Source organism: Blastococcus sp. HT6-30 (genome assembly GCF_039729015.1).
GTDB lineage: Bacteria > Actinomycetota > Actinomycetes > Mycobacteriales > Geodermatophilaceae > Blastococcus.
This window is the reverse complement of sequence record NZ_CP155792.1, coordinates 1,053,948-1,069,902: the sequence shown is the minus strand read 5'-3', so window position 1 is coordinate 1,069,902 and position 15,955 is coordinate 1,053,948. Positions and strand designations below refer to the sequence as shown.

Below are 15,955 nucleotides of genomic sequence, written 5' to 3'. Positions count from 1 at the left end.
TGAGCGCGGCCATCCGGCCCACCGCGCCCGGCCGCCACGTCGCGAACCGGGGACGGAGTCGGTCGGCTACGCGTCGGGCGACGACGGCGAGCGGGTGAAGGCCTCGATGATCGACTGCCAGTGCTCGACGTGCGGGTCGGTGCGCGGGGCCTCTGGCTGCAGCGCGTAGGTGAGCGCCTGGCCCCGCATCGAGGTGAGCAGCACCTGGTAGACCGCCTCGGCCTGCGGGTGCTGCGCCATCCGCTCGCCGAGCACCTCCGTCGCCAGCGACCGCAGCTGCACGCCGAGCCGCCGCTCGTGCGGCAGCAGCGCGGCCCGCAGCTCGGCGTCGGTGCGCGCGGCGCCCCACAGCTCCATGGCGGCGACGAAGAGCTCGCCGTGGAACCTGTTCCAGACCAGCTCCACGCCCAGCCGGACGCGAGCGGCGGAGTCGGCGGGGAGGTCGGCGGCCGCCTGCCGGACGCTGGCGCTGAACTCTTCGTAGAGGTGGTCGACCGCGGCGAGCACCAGGTCGGATTTCGTCGTGAACTGGTGGGTCAGCGCGCCCCGGGACACCCCGGCCCGGCGCTGCACCCCCTGGGTGGTCGTCCGGGCGCACCCCAGTTCCACCAGTGACTCGACCGTCGCCCGCACGAGCGCATGCCGCGTGCTCGCTCGGCGCTCGGCCTGGGTCCGGCGCACCGGGACGGTGGTCACCTCGATCTCCGCGCCGAGGGGTGGATCTCAGACGCCGAGCGAGCGGCCGACGATCTCCTTCATGATCTCGGTCGTCCCGCCGTAGATGGTCTGGATGCGTGAGTCGATGAAGGCCTTGGCGACCGGGTACTCGAGCATGTAGCCGTAGCCGCCGTGCAGCTGCAGGCACCGGTCGATGACGCGCTTCTGCAGCTCCGTCGTCCACCACTTGGCCATGGCGGCGTCCTCGACGGTGAACCGCCCCGCGTTGTGCTCACCGATCGCCTTCTCCAGGTAGGTCTCGGCGACCGTCACCTCGGTGTGCATCTCGGCGAGCTCGAAGCGGGTGTTCTGGAACGACCCGATGGGCTTGCCGAAGGCGGTGCGGTCCTTGCAGTACTGGACCGTCAGGTCGAGCACGATCCGGGCGGAGGCGACGGCGCCCGCGGCGATCGAGAGCCGCTCCTGGGGCAGGTTCTCCATCAGGTGGAAGAAGCCGTGGCCCTCGGTGCCGAGCAGGTTGGCCCCCGGCACCCGCACGTCCGAGAAGTGGAGCTCGGCGGTGTCCTGGGCCTTGAGGCCGACCTTGTCCAGGTTTCGGCCGCGCTCGAAGCCCGGCATGCCGCGCTCGACGACGAGCAGCGAGAAGCCGCGGGCGCCGGCCTCCGGGTCGGTGCGGGCCACCACGATGACCAGGTCGGCGTTGATGCCGTTGGTGATGAACGTCTTCGAACCGGTGAGCACCCACTCGTCGCCGTCGCGGCGGGCCGTCGTCCTCAGGCCCTGCAGGTCCGAGCCCGCGCCCGGCTCGGTCATGGCGATCGCGGTGATGATCTCGCCGCTGACGACCCCGGGCAGCCAGCGCTGCTTCTGCTCGTCGGTCGTCAGTGCGGTGAGGTACGGAGCGACGACGTCGTTCTGCAGGGTGAACCCGAGGCCGCTGGCCCCCGCCCGGCTGACCTCCGCGGAGAGGACCGCGTTGTAGCGGAAGTCCTTGACCCCGCCGCCACCGAACTCCTCGGGCACATCCATGCCCAGCAGGCCCTGCTCCCCGGCCCGCAGCCAGACCGAGCGGTCGACGACCCCGGCCTTCTCCCACTCGTCGTGGTGCGGGGTCACCTCCTTGGCCAGGAACTCGCGCACCGTCGCGCGGAACGCCTCGTGCTCGGCCTCGTAGAGCGCGGACTGCACAGCAAACCTCCGGAAGTCTGCGGATCACCCGGCGAGCACCGCGCCGGGTGATCCGCGAACATACAGACCGCTCCTTCTACATCTTTGTCCGCCACGTCACAGACGCCGCGCACGGTTCGCCACCGGCGACATCGGCCAGATCGACGACGAGGGCTACGTGACGATCACCGGCCGGATCAAGGACCTGATCGTGACCTCGGGCGGGAAGAACGTCGCCCCGCCGTCCTCGAGGACATGGTGCGCGCCCACCCGCTGGTCAGCCAGTGCCTCGTGGTGCGCGACAACCGGCTGTTCATCGGCTGCCTGATCACCCTGGACGCCGAGGCCCTGCCCGCCGGCGAGGTGGAGAAGATCTACGCCTGAGCTCCGCGCGCGCCCGGAGAGCCCCCGCCCGCACCGTTCGGCCGGCGGCTCCCCGGTGCGTTCCGCGGCGTTGCGCGGCGCTTTCGCGCACTTTCCGGAACGGGTGGGACCGGTGTGACGGATGCGGCCGACACGTGGCCGGCGGTGGTGGCGCCGGGGACGCCAGGCTCGGACCCTGGTCGCATGACCAGCGTCTACGCGTACGGCACGGCACACGCGGTCGTCATGGTCGGTTCCTTCGGGGCCGAAGGCCTGGCGCCCCGGCAGATCGGCCCGGCCCACGCGACCATCGGCCGGGTGAGCGGGCAGAGCCGCAAGGCGCTGTGCGGCGCCTACGTCTCCATCGACGAGCAGCTGCCGTGGCCTCCGGAGGGCTACGAGGAGACCCAGCTCTGCCCGAACTGCGCCACCCTCGCCGCCCTCTGACCCGCCCGCCGGGGCACCGGGAGCCGTGCCTGTCGGATCGGCGGCACAACCGTGGGCACAGCTTCCTGTGCCGGGCTCAGCCGCCGGCCACCGACGGCAGGACGTGCACCACCGCGCCGTCGGGCACCGCTGTCCCCAGCCCGTCCTGCCAACGCACGTCCTCCCCGTCGACGTAGAGGTTCACGAACCGGCGCACCGCCCCCGCCTCGTCCCGGATGCGGCGGCCGAGTACCGGGTGACGGGCGTCCAGCGCCTCGAGCACCGCGGCCAACGTCCCGCCGTCGGGCTGCAGGTCCAGGTGCCGGGCGCCCCCGGCCAGGTCGGCCAGGACGCCCGGCAGAACCACCTCGACGCTCATGCCGGCCGCCTCACGGCACCCGGGCGGCGCGCAGGACGAGCACGTCGGGCAGGTGCTCGGCCACGGTGGTGAACGTGTCGCCCTCGTCGACGCTGGCGTAGACGCAGCCGTTCCGCGTGCCGACGTAGAGGCCGGTGGTCCGGTGGTCGTCGGTGCAGAAGGCGTCCCGCAGCACCGCCGTCCAGGAGCCGTCAGGCAGCCCGGCCCCGACCTCGGTCCAGCTGCCGCCGGCATCCCGGGTGCGGTGCAGGCGCAGCCGGCCGTCCGGCGGCACCCGCTGCACGTCGGCGACCAGCGGGACGACCCAGGCGGTGCCCGGCGTGGTCGGCGAGGCGGCGATCGGGAACCCGAAGTCGGCGGGCAACCCGGCGGCGATCGACATCCACGAGGCACCGCCGTCGTCGGTGCGGAAGACGCCGAAGTGGTTCTGCGCATACATCCGGCGCGGATCCGCGGCGTCGGCGGCGACCTTGTGCACGCACTGGCCGTACTCCGGCGGCTCGGGGAGGAAAACCGCGCTGATCCCGCGGTTGTGCGGCCGCCACCCGGTCGCGCCGTCGTCGCTGACGTAGACACCCCCGGTGCTCATGGCCACGGTGACCCGGTCGGTGTCGGGGTCGGGCAGCACGGTGTGCACCGCTCCCCCGCCGGCGCCGGGCGCCCAGGTGGGCCGGTGCGGGTGGTCCCACAGCCCGCGCACCAGCGAGAAGCTGCAACCGCCGTCGGTGCTGCGCCACAACGACTGCGGTTCGCAGCCGGCCCACACGACGTCGGGCCGGTCCGCGGTATCGGGTCGCAGCTGCCACACCCGGCCGAGGGCCGCCCCGGTGTCGGCCGGGAAGCGGATCGCACCGGAGTCGGTCTCGTGCCAGCTCCCGCCCAGGTCGTCGGACCAGGTGACGCTCGGCCCCCAGTGGCCGTACTGCACCCCGGCGAGCAGCCGCGGCGCCGCCCGGCGGGTGTCGACGGACACCGCCGCGACCTCCTGGGCCAGCAGGTGCGGGCCGTCGAGGGTCCAGGTCCGGCGGTCGTCCTCGCTGCGGGCCAGCCACAGCCCCTTGCGCGTCCCGATGGCCAGCAGATCGGTCATTTGCACCCCTCCGGTTCGGCGTCCTCGGGGGTAGGACCGCCGGCGCAGCGGGAACTGAGCGGTGGGCTCAGCGGCGGGTGGCGCCGCCCTCGGGATGGGGGTGCTGCTCGTCGGACACGACGTCGGGCGCGAGCCGTTCGGCCTCGGACCGCAGCCGCTCGGCGGCCGTGCGGTCCTCCTCCGCACCGGCGGCGCGGCGGCGGGCCTCCTGCTCGGCGCGCGCAGAGCGCTCCTGCACCTCGGCCAGCTCGCGTCGGGCCTGGGCCGCCTGCTCCTCGGCGAGCGCCTGCTCACGGTCGGCGCGGGCCGCCCGCACCTGGGCCTCCTGCATGTTCTCCCGCGCCTGCTCCCGCTGCTCCGCCGCCCGGCGCACGCGGGACACGCGGCTGCGCTTGGAGTACGCGAACGCCGCGAGTGCGATCAGCACCAGCACCGCGACGACGATCAGGGCGATCAGCCAGGTGTCCACGGAACCCCTCCTCGGTGTCGCGGACGGGAATGCCCCTGGTCAGGTCGGGGGAAACGCCCCGCTCCGCGGTGGGAGCTCACTCCAGGGCGCTGCCCGCCTGCCAGTCCTCCCACGGGATCGCCCAGTCGTAGATGGCGCCGTCGGCGGCCGACAGCGTGGGCCCGAGAGAGTTCTCGATCTCGACGACGTCGCCGGGCTTGGAGAAGTCGAAGAACCAGGCGGCGCGCTCGGTCGAGAGGTTGATGCAGCCGTGCGAGACGTTCTCCCGGCCCTGCTGGGCCACCGACCACGGCGCGGCGTGCACGAACTCGCCGTTGTCGGAGAGCCGGACGGCGAACTCCACCGGCGTGCGGTAGCCGTTCGGGCTGTCCACCGGGGTGCCGTAGGTGCTCGAGTCCATGATCCGGTCGCGGTTGAGCTCGGTGACCACGTGCGCACCGTTGCGGCTCGGGAACTCCGGGCCACCCGCGCTCATCGGGAAGGTGCGCACCAGCTCGTCGCCGTCGTAGACCTCCATGGTGTGGCTGGCGGCGTCGGCGACCGACACGTGCCGCTCGCCGACGGAGAAGGACACCGACCTGTTCTTCTCCCCCCACACGCCGTCGCCGAAGTCGACGCCGTAGAGGTCCGCGTCGAGGGTTACCTCGATGTTCTCCGGCCAGTACGTCGAGGGGCGGAAGTGCACCTCGCTGTCGCTCAGCCAGTTCCAGACGCCGTCGGTGGGCGTCGTGCTGGTCACCTGCAGGTGGCTCTCGACGGCGGCCTTGTCGGCCACCGGCTCGTCGAAGTAGACGCGGATCGGCATGCCGACGCCGACGGTCTGGCCGTCGAGGGGGCCGATGCCCGGGGTGGAGAGCGTCTCGGGGGCCACCGTGGTGAAGGTCGACGTCGCCGTCGTCCCCTCGGCGTCCTCGTTGGTGGCGGTGGCCGTCACCGTGTAGCTCGTGCCGTAGGCCAGCGCGGTCTCCGGCGTCCAGACCTGCGCGCCGTCGTCCGCGCCGGCCGCCTGCTCGTCGGCCACGGCCCCCGGGACGGCGGCACCGGCGCCGTCGGTGACGGTCACCCCGGCCAGCTGCCCGTCGGTGACCGAGATCTCCAGCGGGACCACCGGTGAGACGTCGGCCGCCCCGTGGGCCACCGCCAGATCGATCACCGCCGGCGCGGCGGCAGGGGCGAGGGCCTCGCGGTCGCCGGACCCGCCTGCGTCCTCCCCGCTGCACCCGGCCAGGAGAACCAGCGCCCCGGTGGCGATCACTGCGGCTGCGCGTCGCACCCGTTCCGGCTCCTCTCCCACCCCGCCCGGATCGGGGCGGAGGCGTTCCCACCAGTGTCCACGCCGACGGGACACCGGGGAGTGCAGTGGGTCACGACTGCGAGGGCCCCACCCACCTTCGTTCCACCCGGCGCAGCAGGCGACGGCCGCACGCGTGGAGCCGTGGCGAAGAGCACGCCCCCGGTACGGGCGCGGGCCGGGGGCGCTGGTATCGTTCCCTGTCGTTGCCCGGCACGCCGGATGCAGCGCGCCATTAGCTCAATTGGCAGAGCAGCTGACTCTTAATCAGCGGGTTCGGGGTTCGAGTCCCTGATGGCGCACCAGGATCGACCAGCGGCTCCGCCCTCCGGGCGGAGCCGCTCCGTCGCTCTCAGCCTCCCCCGACGCCGCGCAGCGCCAGGGACACGGCGAGGACCGTCATGACGACGGCGAGGGCGCCGTCCAGGTACCGCCACGCCGCCGGGCGGGCGAACACCGGCCGCAACAGCCGGGCGCCGTCACCGAGAACGGCGAACCAGAGGACGCTGCCCAGGGCCGCACCTCCGGCGAAGTGCCAGCGGTGAGCGCCGTACGTCGAGGCCATGGAGCCCAGCAGGAGCACCGTGTCCAGGTGGACGTGCGCGTTGAGCCAGGTGAGCGCCAGGCAAGTGCCGACGGTGACCTCGAGCCCGGCGCGTGCCCGCTGGCGTCCGGCGCGAGCGCCTCGGGGTGCAGGGCTCTGCGCGCGGCCAGCGCACCGTAGGCCAGCAGGAAGGCGGCCCCGGCGAAGCACACCACCGTGAGCAGCCAGGGCGCCTCGTCCAGCGCGGCGCCGGCCCCCAGCACCCCGGCGGCGATGAGCGCGACGTCGGAGGCCGCGCACACGACCACCACGGCGGCGACGTGCTCGAGGCGGAGGCCCTGGCGCAGGACGAAGGCGTTCTGCGCGCCGATCGCGACGATGAGCCCCAGGCCGAGCGCGAGCCCGGAAGCGACGGCGAGCAGGGCAGCGGAGGCGAGCACGTCTCGACGCTACGAAGCGACTCGATCGCTGACCAGCTCGAGACCCTTCCGAGTCACCAGCGCCTCGTCCGGAAAGCCGTGCTCACGGCCGCACGCCGGGAGCTCGACCAGCAGGGGCAGGCGGTCACCGAGCGGTCCGCTTCCGGCGCGGGCGCGCGCGGGGCGGCCGGTCGCGGGTCGTAGGGTCGGCCGGTGACCTGGAAGCGCGCCGTGTTCGCGCTGTTCGCCGTGGCGGCGGGCACCAACGTCCCGACCCCGCTGCTGCTGGTCTACCAGGAGCGCCTGAACCTCTCGGCCGAGGTGCTCACGGCGCTGTTCGGCTGCTACGCGGCCGGGCTCGTCCCCGCCCTCCTGATGGCCGGGCCGCTGTCCGACCGGCTCGGCCGCCGCCGGGTCGCGATCCCCGGCATCGTGCTGTCGGGGCTGGCGTCGCTCGCCTTCGCTGCGGCCGGCGACTCGCTGACCCTGCTCTTCGCCGCCCGGTTCCTCCAGGGGGTCGTCAGCGGCGTCGTCTTCAGCGTCGGCAGCGCCTGGGTGGGCGAGCTCTCGCTGGCGTCCGGCGAGGGAGCCGGCGGACGGCGGGCAGCCTTCGCCATGACGGCCGGGTTCTCGCTGGGTCCGCTGACCAGTGGCCTGCTCGGCCAGTACGCGCCGGCGCCGACGGTGCTGCCCTACCTCCTGCACACCGTGCTCGTGGGGGTCGGCCTGGCCTTCGCCCTCCGGCTGCCGGAGACCGTCGACCTGCGCGACGGCCGCCGCACCGGGGCCGACGGGGCGCCGGCCGCGCCGCTGATCCGCCGGGGCGACGGGTTCCTGGTGGTGACCGTGCTGGCCCCGGTGGCGGTGTGCGTCTACGCGTTCCCGTCCACGATCATCTCCGCCGTCCCGCTGCTGGCCGACCTGCCCTACGCGGGCGTGGCGGTCACCGGCGTGCTGGCCGGCGTGACGCTGGGCGCCGGCACGGTCGTCGCCGGCCTGCAGCGCCGACTGGGGCGGTGGACCGCCGTCGTCGGCACCGTGCTCGGCACGCTCGGGTTCGGCTGCGCCGCGCTCTTCGCCGTGACCGGTGCGCTGCCCTGGCTCCTCGCCGCCGCCCCGCTGCTGGGCGCCGGTGGCGGGCTCTGCCTGGCGGCGGGTCTGACGCTCAGCGCGAGGCTGGCCCCGCCGGCCCGCCTCGGCGCCCTGACGTCCCTCTTCCTGGCCTGCGCCTACCTCGGCTTCGCCGCGCCCTACGTCATGGCGGTGGCCGCACGGGCGACGGCGGCGGCCCTGCCGCTGGCCGTGGCATCCGCGGTCAGCGCCCTGCTCGCCCTGCGCCTGCTGCCCGTCGCCCGCGCCGGCCGACTCTGACCCGGACGACGACGGCGCCCCCTCTGCGAGGGAGAGGGCGCCGTCGGTCCGGTCGAACCGCGTCCGAGGGGCCCCCGGACCGGTCAGGCCGGCAGGAGCTCCTCGATCTCGACGCGGATGCGGTCGAGGGCGACCACGGCGCGCCGCCGTGCCTGCTCGGGCGTCTCCCCCACGGTGACGACGTGCCCCAGCTGCTCGCGGCTGCACGTCGGCGGTGCGGTGCTGCTGCCCAGGTCGGCGAAGACCTCCGCCGCGTGCAAGCCGGGAATGCACGCGGCCTCCCGGACGCCCGACACCGCCCGTACCCGGCCCGCAGCGTCGGCCGCCAGGTGCATGAGCGCGCCGGCCCCGACCGGCGAGGCGGCCGGGGGTCCGGGTGCGCCGAGCAGCCGGGCCACCACCAGGTCGGCGGTGTCCACCCCGCTCACCTGGTCGACGCACCCGCGGGGACCAGCGGCGGCGAGCCGGGTGTGCAGCGCGGCGAACCGCGGACCGGCCGGGCCCAGGACGAACTCGAGGTGGAACGGGCCGAAGTCGTACCCGAGGGCGGCCAGCCACCCTCCGACGTGGTCGGCAGCGTCCGCACCCGGCGCCCGCGTGGTCACCGTCAGGGCCAGCTCGGTCACGTGCGGCGGCGGCGCCATGATCAGCTCGGACCAGGCGAGGACGAACGGACCCCGCCCGTCGACGAAGCCGTCGGCGGCGTAGCGCCGGCCCGGGACGTGCCCCTCCACGAGCAGCCGGTGCCGGGGCCGCACCCCGCGCCCGTAGGAGGTGCGGGCCAGGTGCCGTCCGGCGAGCGCCCGCAGCTCCTGGTCGTCGGAGACCCGGCCGACGTCGCAGCCGGCGCCGGCGTCGACCGGCTGCACCACGCACGGGTAGCCGACGGGCGAGGTCGACACCGCGCCCGCCGCCACCTCGCACCAGGCCACATCGGTCGCTCCGGCAGCCGCGAGCGCGGTCCGCACGGCGGCCGCGTCGTGACCCAGCGCCACCGACCCCGGCGTGGGCCCTCGCAGCCCCAGCGCCCGGGCGGCGGCCGCGGCCGGACCGGCGAAGCCGTCGACGGCGCTGGTGACCGCCGCGACCTCTCCGCCCAGGGACCGCACCGCCGCCGCGATCGCCGCGGGGTCCGCGGTCTCGCAGTGCACCCACCGGTCCACCGGCCAGTCCGTGCCGTCTGCGGCCCGACGCCGGTCACGCGTCAGCACCGCCGTCCGCATCCCGCGCCGGCCGGCGCGGTCCAGCAGCGCCACCCCGGGGTCGTCCAGCCGTTCCCCGGCTCCGAACTCCGGCCGGGCCGCTCCCCGGGGCTCGTCGAGCTCGACCGCCACGAACCACGGCACAGCCGGTCGGGAGAGTTGCCCGGCTGTCCCCTGGGAGCTGGGCTTCGGCATGGTGCGCTGTCCCCCGTCGTCGGTATGTGACGTGCACCATACCGGCCGGTCGGTATAGGGCGCGGAATCGGCGGGAAGCCCGTGCGCGGGTGGGGAGTTGGTGCGCGTGTGACCGGCACACCAGCTCCCCGCGACGTCGACGTGGTCGTGGTGGGCGCAGGCCAGGCCGGGCTGTCGACGGCCTGGGCGCTCGCCCGGCAGGGGTTCGAACCGCGCAACGACTTCGTCGTCCTCGACGGGGAGCCCGCTCCCGGCGGGGCGTGGCGGCACCGCTGGCCCTCGCTGACCCTGGGCACCGCCCACCGGGTGCACGACCTGCCCGGCCTGCCGTTCGCCCGCTCCGACGACTCGGCGCCGGCCGTCGAGACGGTCCCGGCCTACTTCGCCGAGTACGAGCGCCGGTTCGAGCTGCCCGTCGCCCGTCCGGTGCGGGTCACCGCTGTGCGGCGCACCGCCGACGGCCGCTTCTCGGTCGACACCGACCACGGGTCCTGGACCGCCCGCGCGGTCGTCAACGCCACCGGCACCTGGACCCGCCCCTTCGTTCCGCGCTACCCGGGCCAGGAGCTGTTCCGCGGCCGGCAGCTGCACACCGTCGACTACCGGTCCGCCGAGGAGTTCCGCGCCCAGCACGTCGTCGTCGTGGGCGGCGGCGCCTCCGCCACCCAGCTGCTCGCCGAGATCTCCCGCGTCACCTCCACGACGTGGGTCACCCGCCGCCCGCCGGTCTGGCGCGACGGGCCGTTCGACGCCGACGCCGGCCGCCGCGCGGTCGCGATGGTGGAGGAGGCGGTGCGCGAGGGACGACGCCCCGGCAGCGTCGTCGGCGTGACCGGCCTGCTCGTGACCACGCCCTACGTGCGCGACGGGCTGGAGCGCGGCGTGCTGGAGCGGCTGCCGGTGTTCGACCGGATCACCGCCGACGGCGTGGTCTGGGACGCCGCTGACGGGGACGCGGGCCGGTTCATCGCGGCCGACGTGATCCTGTGGGCCACCGGGTTCCGCGCGGCGGTCGGCCACCTCGCCCCGCTGCGGCTGCGCCGACCCGGCGGGGGCTTCCGCATGGAGGGCACACAGGTCGCGGGCGAGCCCCGGCTGCATCTGGTCGGCTACGGCCCCTCGGCCAGCACGATCGGTGCGAACCGGGCGGGCCAGGCCGCCGCCCGGGCGCTGCGCCGCGAGCTGCGGCCGGGGTCTCCCCTGCCCCGCAGCGCCTGACCCCCTCGGGGCGGTCCAGGGTCGGGTCAGGGGCTCCCCGACGTTGCCGGGACCCCTGGCGCCGACAGCCTCGCCGCATGATCCTCCGACGGCTCCCGGGAGCCACCGGCTTCCTCGGCCCCACCGGCGCGGCAGGTCGACGACGATGCGCACGCGCTCGGGCCTGGACCGGTCGACCGCCGGCAGCGTCACCGTCGACGACCGCCGCGCTCGCCGTCGGGTACCTGGTGCTGCAGCGCCGGAACGCCCGAGCCGCCCCGCTGTGCCCCGGCCGACCCGGGCGGGCACAGTAGTGGGGTGACCACGCCCGACCCGGCCGCCGAGGGCCGCCGCCTCGCCGAGGAACTGCTCACCGCGCTGACCGCGTCCGACGACGCTGCCGCGGACCGGCTGCTCGGCGAGCTGTCGGAGATCCGCGACCTCGTCTTCGTGGGCGCAGGGCTGACCGCCATCGCCCGGGCCGAGGGGCGCGCCCTGCCCGCCGCTCAGCGGGCGCAGGCCAGCACCCGGCAGCTGAAGCTCGGCCAGCTCCGGGATGCGAACCGGGACGACCCGGAGGGGTTGCGCACCTGGCTGCGACGGTCGGGCGAGGAGGTCCTCTTCATCCGGTCGCTGCACGCCGCGGCCGCCCACCTCCGCTGATCCCGGGCGACCGACTCAGGCCCGGACCGCCGCCGGGCGGGATGCGACCAGGGCGAGGGGCATCGCGGCGCTCAGTACGACGGCCGACAGCACCAGCGTCCACGGCAGGCCGACGGCGCCGAACGCGAACCCGAGCAGCAGCGCCCCGGCCGCCGTGCCGCCGTCGAACGAGGCGTTCCACAGGGCGCTGGCCGTCGTCGTCCCCCGGTCGCCGGCGCGGGCGAAGGCCCGCAGCAGCGTGAGGTTCTGCACCGCGCCGAAGGCCGCACCGAACAGCGCCGCGCCCAGCAGCACCCAGGCCGGGCCCCACCACAGCCCGGCCCCCGCGAGCGCCAGACCCGCCGCGCCGGTCAGCAGCGACAGGGGCAGCAGCAGGCCGGAACCCACGCGGTCGGCCAGCAGACCCGCGCGCCAGCGCCCCAGCGCACCCGCCAGCCCCCACAGCAGGAGGGCGGCCGTGGCCAGCCGGCCGTCGGGCCGCTCGATCGGCAGGAACGTCACGAAGCCGCCGCCGGCCGTCGTCACGACCAGGAGCACCACCGACGGCGCCAGGGCGGCGCGCAACGCCGCGCGCGCGTCACCTGCCGGACCGCGCTCCTCGGAGGTCTGCACGGAGCGCAGCAGCAGCGGGAGGACCAGCAGACCGAGCACCGGCGCCGCCGACAGCCACCCCAGCCAGCCGATCTGACCGCCGAGCACCAGCGCCACGCCGGCGGGGATCGCGACCATGTTGGGCAGCGCGATGGCCAGGCCGTAGAGGCCGATCGACTCCCCGCGTCGCTCCGGCGGCGCGACCCGCGCCGCGAGGGTGGCGCCCAGCACGGTGATCACCGCGAACCCCGCGCCGCGCACGGCGGACAGCGCCGAGATCCAGACCAGGCCGTCGTCGAGCACGTAGAACGGCGAGGGGAGCCCGAGAGCCAGCAGACCCGCCGCGAACACCGGGCCGGTGCCGAACCGCGCGGCCAGCGCCGGCACGACCGACTGCACGGCGATCGTCACGACGAGGAAGACGGCGGTCACCACCCCGGCGGAGCTCTGCGAGGCGCCGCCGGCCACCGCGTACGTGGGCAGCGAGGCCAGCGTGAGGTAGAAGCCGACGAACCCGAGCGCCGTGACGCCGACCAGCGCCTGCACCCCGCGCGACCGCCACAAGGGTGCCCGCACCTCCACCGTTCCCCCGCTCACGCCGCTCCTCCGTCGTCCGTCGTGCCCGTCGAGCATGCCGGGCGGGGCATGGCCCGCAGCGCCCGGGTAGGGAGGAGGACGTGCCGCTGCTGACCGTGGGCCACGGGCCCGAGGACCGCACCGCGCTGGGCGCCCGCCTGGCCGGGGCCGGCGTGGAGGTGGTCGTCGACGTGCGCCGCTTCCCCGGCAGCCGGACCAACCCCGACGTGCGGCGGGAGGCGCTCGAGCAGTGGCTCCCCGCCGCGGGCGTCGGCTACCGGTGGGAGGAACGGCTGGGCGGTCGCCGGCGGCTGCCGTCCGGCGCGCCGGTGCCGGACGACTGGTGGACGGTCGCCCAGTTCGCCGCCTACGCCGCCCACACGCGCACGCCCGGCTTCGCCGCCGCGCTGGACGAGGTGCTCACCGAGGCGGCCGGCGCGACGGTGGCGGTGATGTGCAGCGAGAGCGTGTGGTGGCGGTGCCACCGGCGGCTGGTCGCCGACGTCGCCGTCCTGGCCCGGGCAACCCCCGTGCTGCACCTGATGCCCGACGGCCGGCTCACCCCGCACCGCACCTCTGACGGGGCGGTGCTCGGCGACGACGGCCTCCTCTACTGGCCCGCCCACCCCCGGGATCAGCCCATGTGCGGGTAGCGGTGGTCGGTCGCCGGCGCGAACGTCTCCTTGATCGACCGGCTGCTGGTCCACCGCATGAGGTTCTGCGCGGCGCCGGCCTTGTCGTTGGTGCCCGAGGCCCGCCCGCCGCCGAAGGGTTGCTGGCCGACGACGGCGCCGGTCGGCTTGTCGTTGACGTAGAAGTTGCCCGCCGCGTGCCGGAGGAACTCCTGCGCGTGCGCGATCGCCACGCGGTCCTGCGCGATGACGGCGCCGGTGAGCGCGTAGGGCGCCGCGGACTCCATCTGCGTGAGCACCGTGTCGTAGTCCGCGTCGTCGTAGACGTGCACCGCCAGCACCGGCCCGAAGTACTCGGTGGTGAAGACCTCGTGGCCCGGGTCGGTGCCCTCGATGATCGTCGGGCGGACGAAGAAGCCCTCGCTGTCGTCGGCGGTGCCGCCGGCGACGATCGACAGGGCAGGATCGTCGTCCACCCGGTCGAGGACGCCGGCCAGCTTGGAGAAGGACCTCCGGTCGATGACCGCGCCCATGAAGTTCGAGAAGTCGGTGACGTCGCCCATCTCCAGCGACTCGGTGGTGGCGACGAGGTCGTCCCGGAGCCGCGACCACACGCTGCGCGGGACGTAGGCCCGGGAGGCCGCCGAGCACTTCTGGCCCTGGTACTCGAAGGCGCCGCGGACCAGCGCCGTGCGCAGCACGTCGACGTCGGCCGAGGGGTGGGCGACGACGAAGTCCTTGCCGCCGGTCTCGCCCACGATGCGCGGGTAGCCGCGGTAGGAGGAGATGTTGTCGCCCACGGTGCGCCACAGGTGCTGGAACACCGGGGTCGAGCCGGTGAAGTGGATGCCCGCGAGGTCGCGGTCGGCCAGCGCCACCTCGGAGACGGCGATCCCGTCGCCGGTGACCATGTTGATGACGCCCGGCGGGAGGCCGGCCTCCTCCAGCAGCCGCATGAGGAAGTGCGCGGCGAACTGCTGGGTGGGGGCCGGCTTCCAGACGACGGTGTTACCCATCAGCGCCGGCGCGGTGGGCAGGTTGCCGGCGATCGCGGTGAAGTTGAACGGCGTGATCGCGTAGACGAAGCCCTCGAGCGGCCGGTGGTCGGTGCGGTTCCAGACACCGGGCGAGGACTCGGGCTGCTCGGCGAGGATCCGCCGCGCGAAGTGCACGTTGAAGCGCCAGAAGTCGATCAGCTCGCAGGCGCTGTCGATCTCCGCCTGCTGCGCGGTCTTGCTCTGGCCGAGCATCGTGGCCGCGTTGAGGGTCTGCCGCCAGGGGTCGGCCAGCAGGTCGGCCGCGCGCAGGAACACCGCGGCGCGGTCGTCGAAGGAAAGCTCCTGCCAGGCCGGGGCGGCCTCCTTGGCGCACCGGACGGCGTCCTGGGCGTCGCCGTGCGTGGCGTTGGCCGACGTGCCGAGGACGGCGCGGTGCCGGTGCGGCTGCACGACGTCGAACGGGTCGCCGCCGGCCATGCGCTGCCGGCCGCCGATCGTGCTGGTCAGCTCCAGCTGAGTGGCGGCGAGCTCGCCCAGCCGGGCGTGGAGCTCGGCGCGCTCCGGCGCGCCGGGGGCGTAGGTGAGCACCGGCTCGTTGCGCGGTGCCGGGACACGGGTGACGGCGTCCATGGGTACCTCGTTCTCAGGATCGGGTGAGCAGCGAGCGGAGGAAGAAGGCGACGTTGGCCGGGCGCTCGGCCAGGCGGCGCACGAAGTAGCCGTACCAGTCGGCGCCGTAGGGCACGTAGGCCCGGACGCGGGTTCCTGCGGCGGCCAGCCGGCGCTGCTCGTCGGGGCGGATGCCGTAGAGCATCTGCACCTCCCAGCTGTCCGCGGCGCGCGAGTGCTGCGCCGCGAGCTCGTGCGCCCGCTGCACCATCGCCGGGTCGTGCGAGCCGGCCATGGGGTACCCCGGCCCGCTCATGAGGATCTCCAGGCACCGGGCGTAGGCCGCGTCGACGTCCTTGCGGCTCCGGTGGGCGACGGTCCCGGGCTCGTCGTAGGCGCCCTTCACCAGCCGCACCCGGGAGCCGCTCACCGCGAGGGCCTTGGCGTCGTCCTCGGTGCGGAAGAGCATCGACTGGAGAACCGCGCCGGTTCCCGGATGCTCCTTCCGCAGCTCGGCGACCGTGGCCAGGGTGGAGTCGACGGTCCGGGACTCCTCCATGTCGACGGTGACCGTCGTGCCGCCGGCCGAAGCCGCCTCGACCACCGGGCGGACCAGCTCGAGGGCGAGGTCGTGCCCGTCGGGCAGCGCCTGGCCGAACGCCGACAGCTTCACCGAGACCTCGGCGGCCGGTCCCAGCCCGAGCGGGGCCAGCGCCTCGAGCGCGGCGAGGTAGGCGTCGCGGGTCCGCCGCGCCTGGGCGCGGTCGGTGACGTCCTCGCCGAGGTGGTCGAGGGTCACCGCGATCCCGTCGGGCGTCAGCGAGCGGACGGCGGCCAGCGCGTCGTCCAACGTCTCCCCGGCGACGAACCGGTCGACCACCTCGCGGGTGGTCGGCGTGCCGGTGACCGCCCGCCGCAGGGCCGGCCGGCGGGAGGCGGCGAGCAGGGCCTTGGAGAGCAGCACGGGGCCTCCCAGGTGCGGACGACGCCGACACCTGAGAACGCTAGGCACGTCCACCCGTCCGGGCCAGGGCCAGATGTACGGGACTTCCGGACGGCGCTGCGCATCCACCGCCGGACGCTGCACTACCGGCT

Annotated in this window: 17 protein-coding genes, 1 tRNA gene and 1 pseudogene; 7 read left to right on the top strand and 12 right to left on the bottom strand. The window is 74.9% G+C overall.

The window, feature by feature from the left end:
- Positions 1–66: 66 nt before the first annotated feature.
- A complete protein-coding gene (locus ABC795_RS05130; protein ID WP_347059832.1) occupies positions 67–696 on the bottom strand; it encodes a TetR/AcrR family transcriptional regulator in 630 nt (209 codons plus the stop codon).
- 27 nt (positions 697–723) lie between these two features.
- Positions 724–1,866, bottom strand: coding sequence for an acyl-CoA dehydrogenase family protein (locus ABC795_RS05125; protein WP_347059831.1), 1,143 nt, complete (start codon positions 1,864–1,866; stop codon positions 724–726).
- 234 nt (positions 1,867–2,100) lie between these two features.
- On the opposite strand from ABC795_RS05125, the gene ABC795_RS05120 reads away from it, so the two are divergent.
- Positions 2,101–2,229, top strand: coding sequence for a hypothetical protein (locus tag ABC795_RS05120; RefSeq protein ID WP_347059830.1), 129 nt, complete (start codon positions 2,101–2,103; stop codon positions 2,227–2,229).
- A gap of 183 nt (positions 2,230–2,412) precedes the next feature.
- Complete coding sequence (locus ABC795_RS05115; protein ID WP_269191029.1) at positions 2,413–2,655, top strand: hypothetical protein; 243 nt, start codon at positions 2,413–2,415, stop codon at positions 2,653–2,655.
- A 76-nt stretch (positions 2,656–2,731) separates the two neighbouring features.
- Here the strand turns inward: ABC795_RS05115 and ABC795_RS05110 are convergent, their stop codons facing one another.
- From ABC795_RS05110 to ABC795_RS05095, 4 genes are all read right to left on the bottom strand, one after another.
- Positions 2,732–3,013 carry a MoaD/ThiS family protein gene (locus ABC795_RS05110; RefSeq protein ID WP_347059829.1) on the bottom strand — a complete coding sequence of 94 codons (282 nt, stop codon included), beginning with the start codon at positions 3,011–3,013 and terminating at the stop codon, positions 2,732–2,734.
- A 10-nt stretch (positions 3,014–3,023) separates the two neighbouring features.
- Complete coding sequence (locus ABC795_RS05105; RefSeq protein ID WP_347059828.1) at positions 3,024–4,103, bottom strand: sialidase family protein; 1,080 nt, start codon at positions 4,101–4,103, stop codon at positions 3,024–3,026.
- A 67-nt stretch (positions 4,104–4,170) separates the two neighbouring features.
- On the bottom strand, positions 4,171–4,572 hold the full coding sequence (locus ABC795_RS05100) for a hypothetical protein (protein WP_347059827.1): 402 nt from the start codon (positions 4,570–4,572) through the stop codon (positions 4,171–4,173).
- A gap of 76 nt (positions 4,573–4,648) precedes the next feature.
- Positions 4,649–5,845 carry an Ig-like domain-containing protein gene (locus tag ABC795_RS05095; RefSeq protein WP_347059826.1) on the bottom strand — a complete coding sequence of 399 codons (1,197 nt, stop codon included), beginning with the start codon at positions 5,843–5,845 and terminating at the stop codon, positions 4,649–4,651.
- Between the two features lie 247 nt (positions 5,846–6,092).
- On the opposite strand from ABC795_RS05095, the gene ABC795_RS05090 reads away from it, so the two are divergent.
- Positions 6,093–6,168: transfer RNA gene (locus ABC795_RS05090), tRNA-Lys, on the top strand.
- Positions 6,169–6,215: 47 nt separating this feature from the next.
- Here ABC795_RS05090 and ABC795_RS05085 read toward each other — a convergent pair.
- Both ABC795_RS05085 and ABC795_RS05080 read right to left on the bottom strand, forming a co-directional pair.
- Complete coding sequence (locus ABC795_RS05085; protein ID WP_347060686.1) at positions 6,216–6,617, bottom strand: LysE family transporter; 402 nt, start codon at positions 6,615–6,617, stop codon at positions 6,216–6,218.
- Positions 6,584–6,847: pseudogene (locus tag ABC795_RS05080) on the bottom strand (LysE family transporter); the annotation flags it as partial. The gene ABC795_RS05085 and the pseudogene ABC795_RS05080, both read right to left, overlap by 34 nt.
- A 192-nt stretch (positions 6,848–7,039) precedes the next feature.
- Here ABC795_RS05080 and ABC795_RS05075 point away from each other — a divergent pair.
- Entirely contained in the window at positions 7,040–8,197 is a 1,158-nt protein-coding gene (locus ABC795_RS05075; protein ID WP_347059825.1) for an MFS transporter, read from the top strand.
- An 83-nt stretch (positions 8,198–8,280) separates the two neighbouring features.
- Here the strand turns inward: ABC795_RS05075 and ABC795_RS05070 are convergent, their stop codons facing one another.
- A complete protein-coding gene (locus ABC795_RS05070; RefSeq protein ID WP_347059824.1) occupies positions 8,281–9,594 on the bottom strand; it encodes an ATP-grasp domain-containing protein in 1,314 nt (437 codons plus the stop codon).
- Positions 9,595–9,702: 108 nt separating this feature from the next.
- On the opposite strand from ABC795_RS05070, the gene ABC795_RS05065 reads away from it, so the two are divergent.
- Positions 9,703–10,812 (top strand): FAD-dependent oxidoreductase, encoded by a 1,110-nt coding sequence (locus tag ABC795_RS05065; protein ID WP_347059823.1) that lies wholly within the window; start codon positions 9,703–9,705, stop codon positions 10,810–10,812.
- A 297-nt stretch (positions 10,813–11,109) separates the two neighbouring features.
- Complete coding sequence (locus ABC795_RS05060) at positions 11,110–11,454, top strand: hypothetical protein (RefSeq protein WP_347059822.1); 345 nt, start codon at positions 11,110–11,112, stop codon at positions 11,452–11,454.
- Between the two features lie 15 nt (positions 11,455–11,469).
- Here ABC795_RS05060 and ABC795_RS05055 read toward each other — a convergent pair whose 3' ends face one another.
- A complete protein-coding gene (locus ABC795_RS05055; protein ID WP_347059821.1) occupies positions 11,470–12,642 on the bottom strand; it encodes an MFS transporter in 1,173 nt (390 codons plus the stop codon).
- Positions 12,643–12,722: 80 nt separating this feature from the next.
- On the opposite strand from ABC795_RS05055, the gene ABC795_RS05050 reads away from it, so the two are divergent.
- Positions 12,723–13,274, top strand: a complete 552-nt coding sequence (locus tag ABC795_RS05050; protein ID WP_347059820.1) for a DUF488 domain-containing protein — start codon at positions 12,723–12,725, stop codon at positions 13,272–13,274.
- Here ABC795_RS05050 and pruA read toward each other — a convergent pair.
- Together pruA and ABC795_RS05040 are read right to left on the bottom strand one after the other, a co-directional pair.
- On the bottom strand, positions 13,256–14,881 hold the full coding sequence (pruA, locus tag ABC795_RS05045) for an L-glutamate gamma-semialdehyde dehydrogenase (RefSeq protein ID WP_347059819.1): 1,626 nt from the start codon (positions 14,879–14,881) through the stop codon (positions 13,256–13,258). The genes ABC795_RS05050 and pruA overlap by 19 nt on opposite strands.
- 13 nt (positions 14,882–14,894) lie before the next feature.
- Positions 14,895–15,824 carry a proline dehydrogenase family protein gene (locus tag ABC795_RS05040; RefSeq protein ID WP_347059818.1) on the bottom strand — a complete coding sequence of 310 codons (930 nt, stop codon included), beginning with the start codon at positions 15,822–15,824 and terminating at the stop codon, positions 14,895–14,897.
- Positions 15,825–15,955 lie beyond the last annotated feature (131 nt).

Coding starts and splice junctions, on each gene's coding strand:
- pruA (WP_347059819.1), bottom strand. CDS start 14,881: ATGGACGCCGTCACCCGTGTCCCGGCACCGCGCAACGAGCCGGTGCTC.
- ABC795_RS05070 (WP_347059824.1), bottom strand. CDS start 9,594: ATGCCGAAGCCCAGCTCCCAGGGGACAGCCGGGCAACTCTCCCGACCG.
- ABC795_RS05105 (WP_347059828.1), bottom strand. CDS start 4,103: ATGACCGATCTGCTGGCCATCGGGACGCGCAAGGGGCTGTGGCTGGCC.
- ABC795_RS05120 (WP_347059830.1), top strand. CDS start 2,101: ATGGTGCGCGCCCACCCGCTGGTCAGCCAGTGCCTCGTGGTGCGCGAC.
- ABC795_RS05110 (WP_347059829.1), bottom strand. CDS start 3,013: ATGAGCGTCGAGGTGGTTCTGCCGGGCGTCCTGGCCGACCTGGCCGGG.
- ABC795_RS05115 (WP_269191029.1), top strand. CDS start 2,413: ATGACCAGCGTCTACGCGTACGGCACGGCACACGCGGTCGTCATGGTC.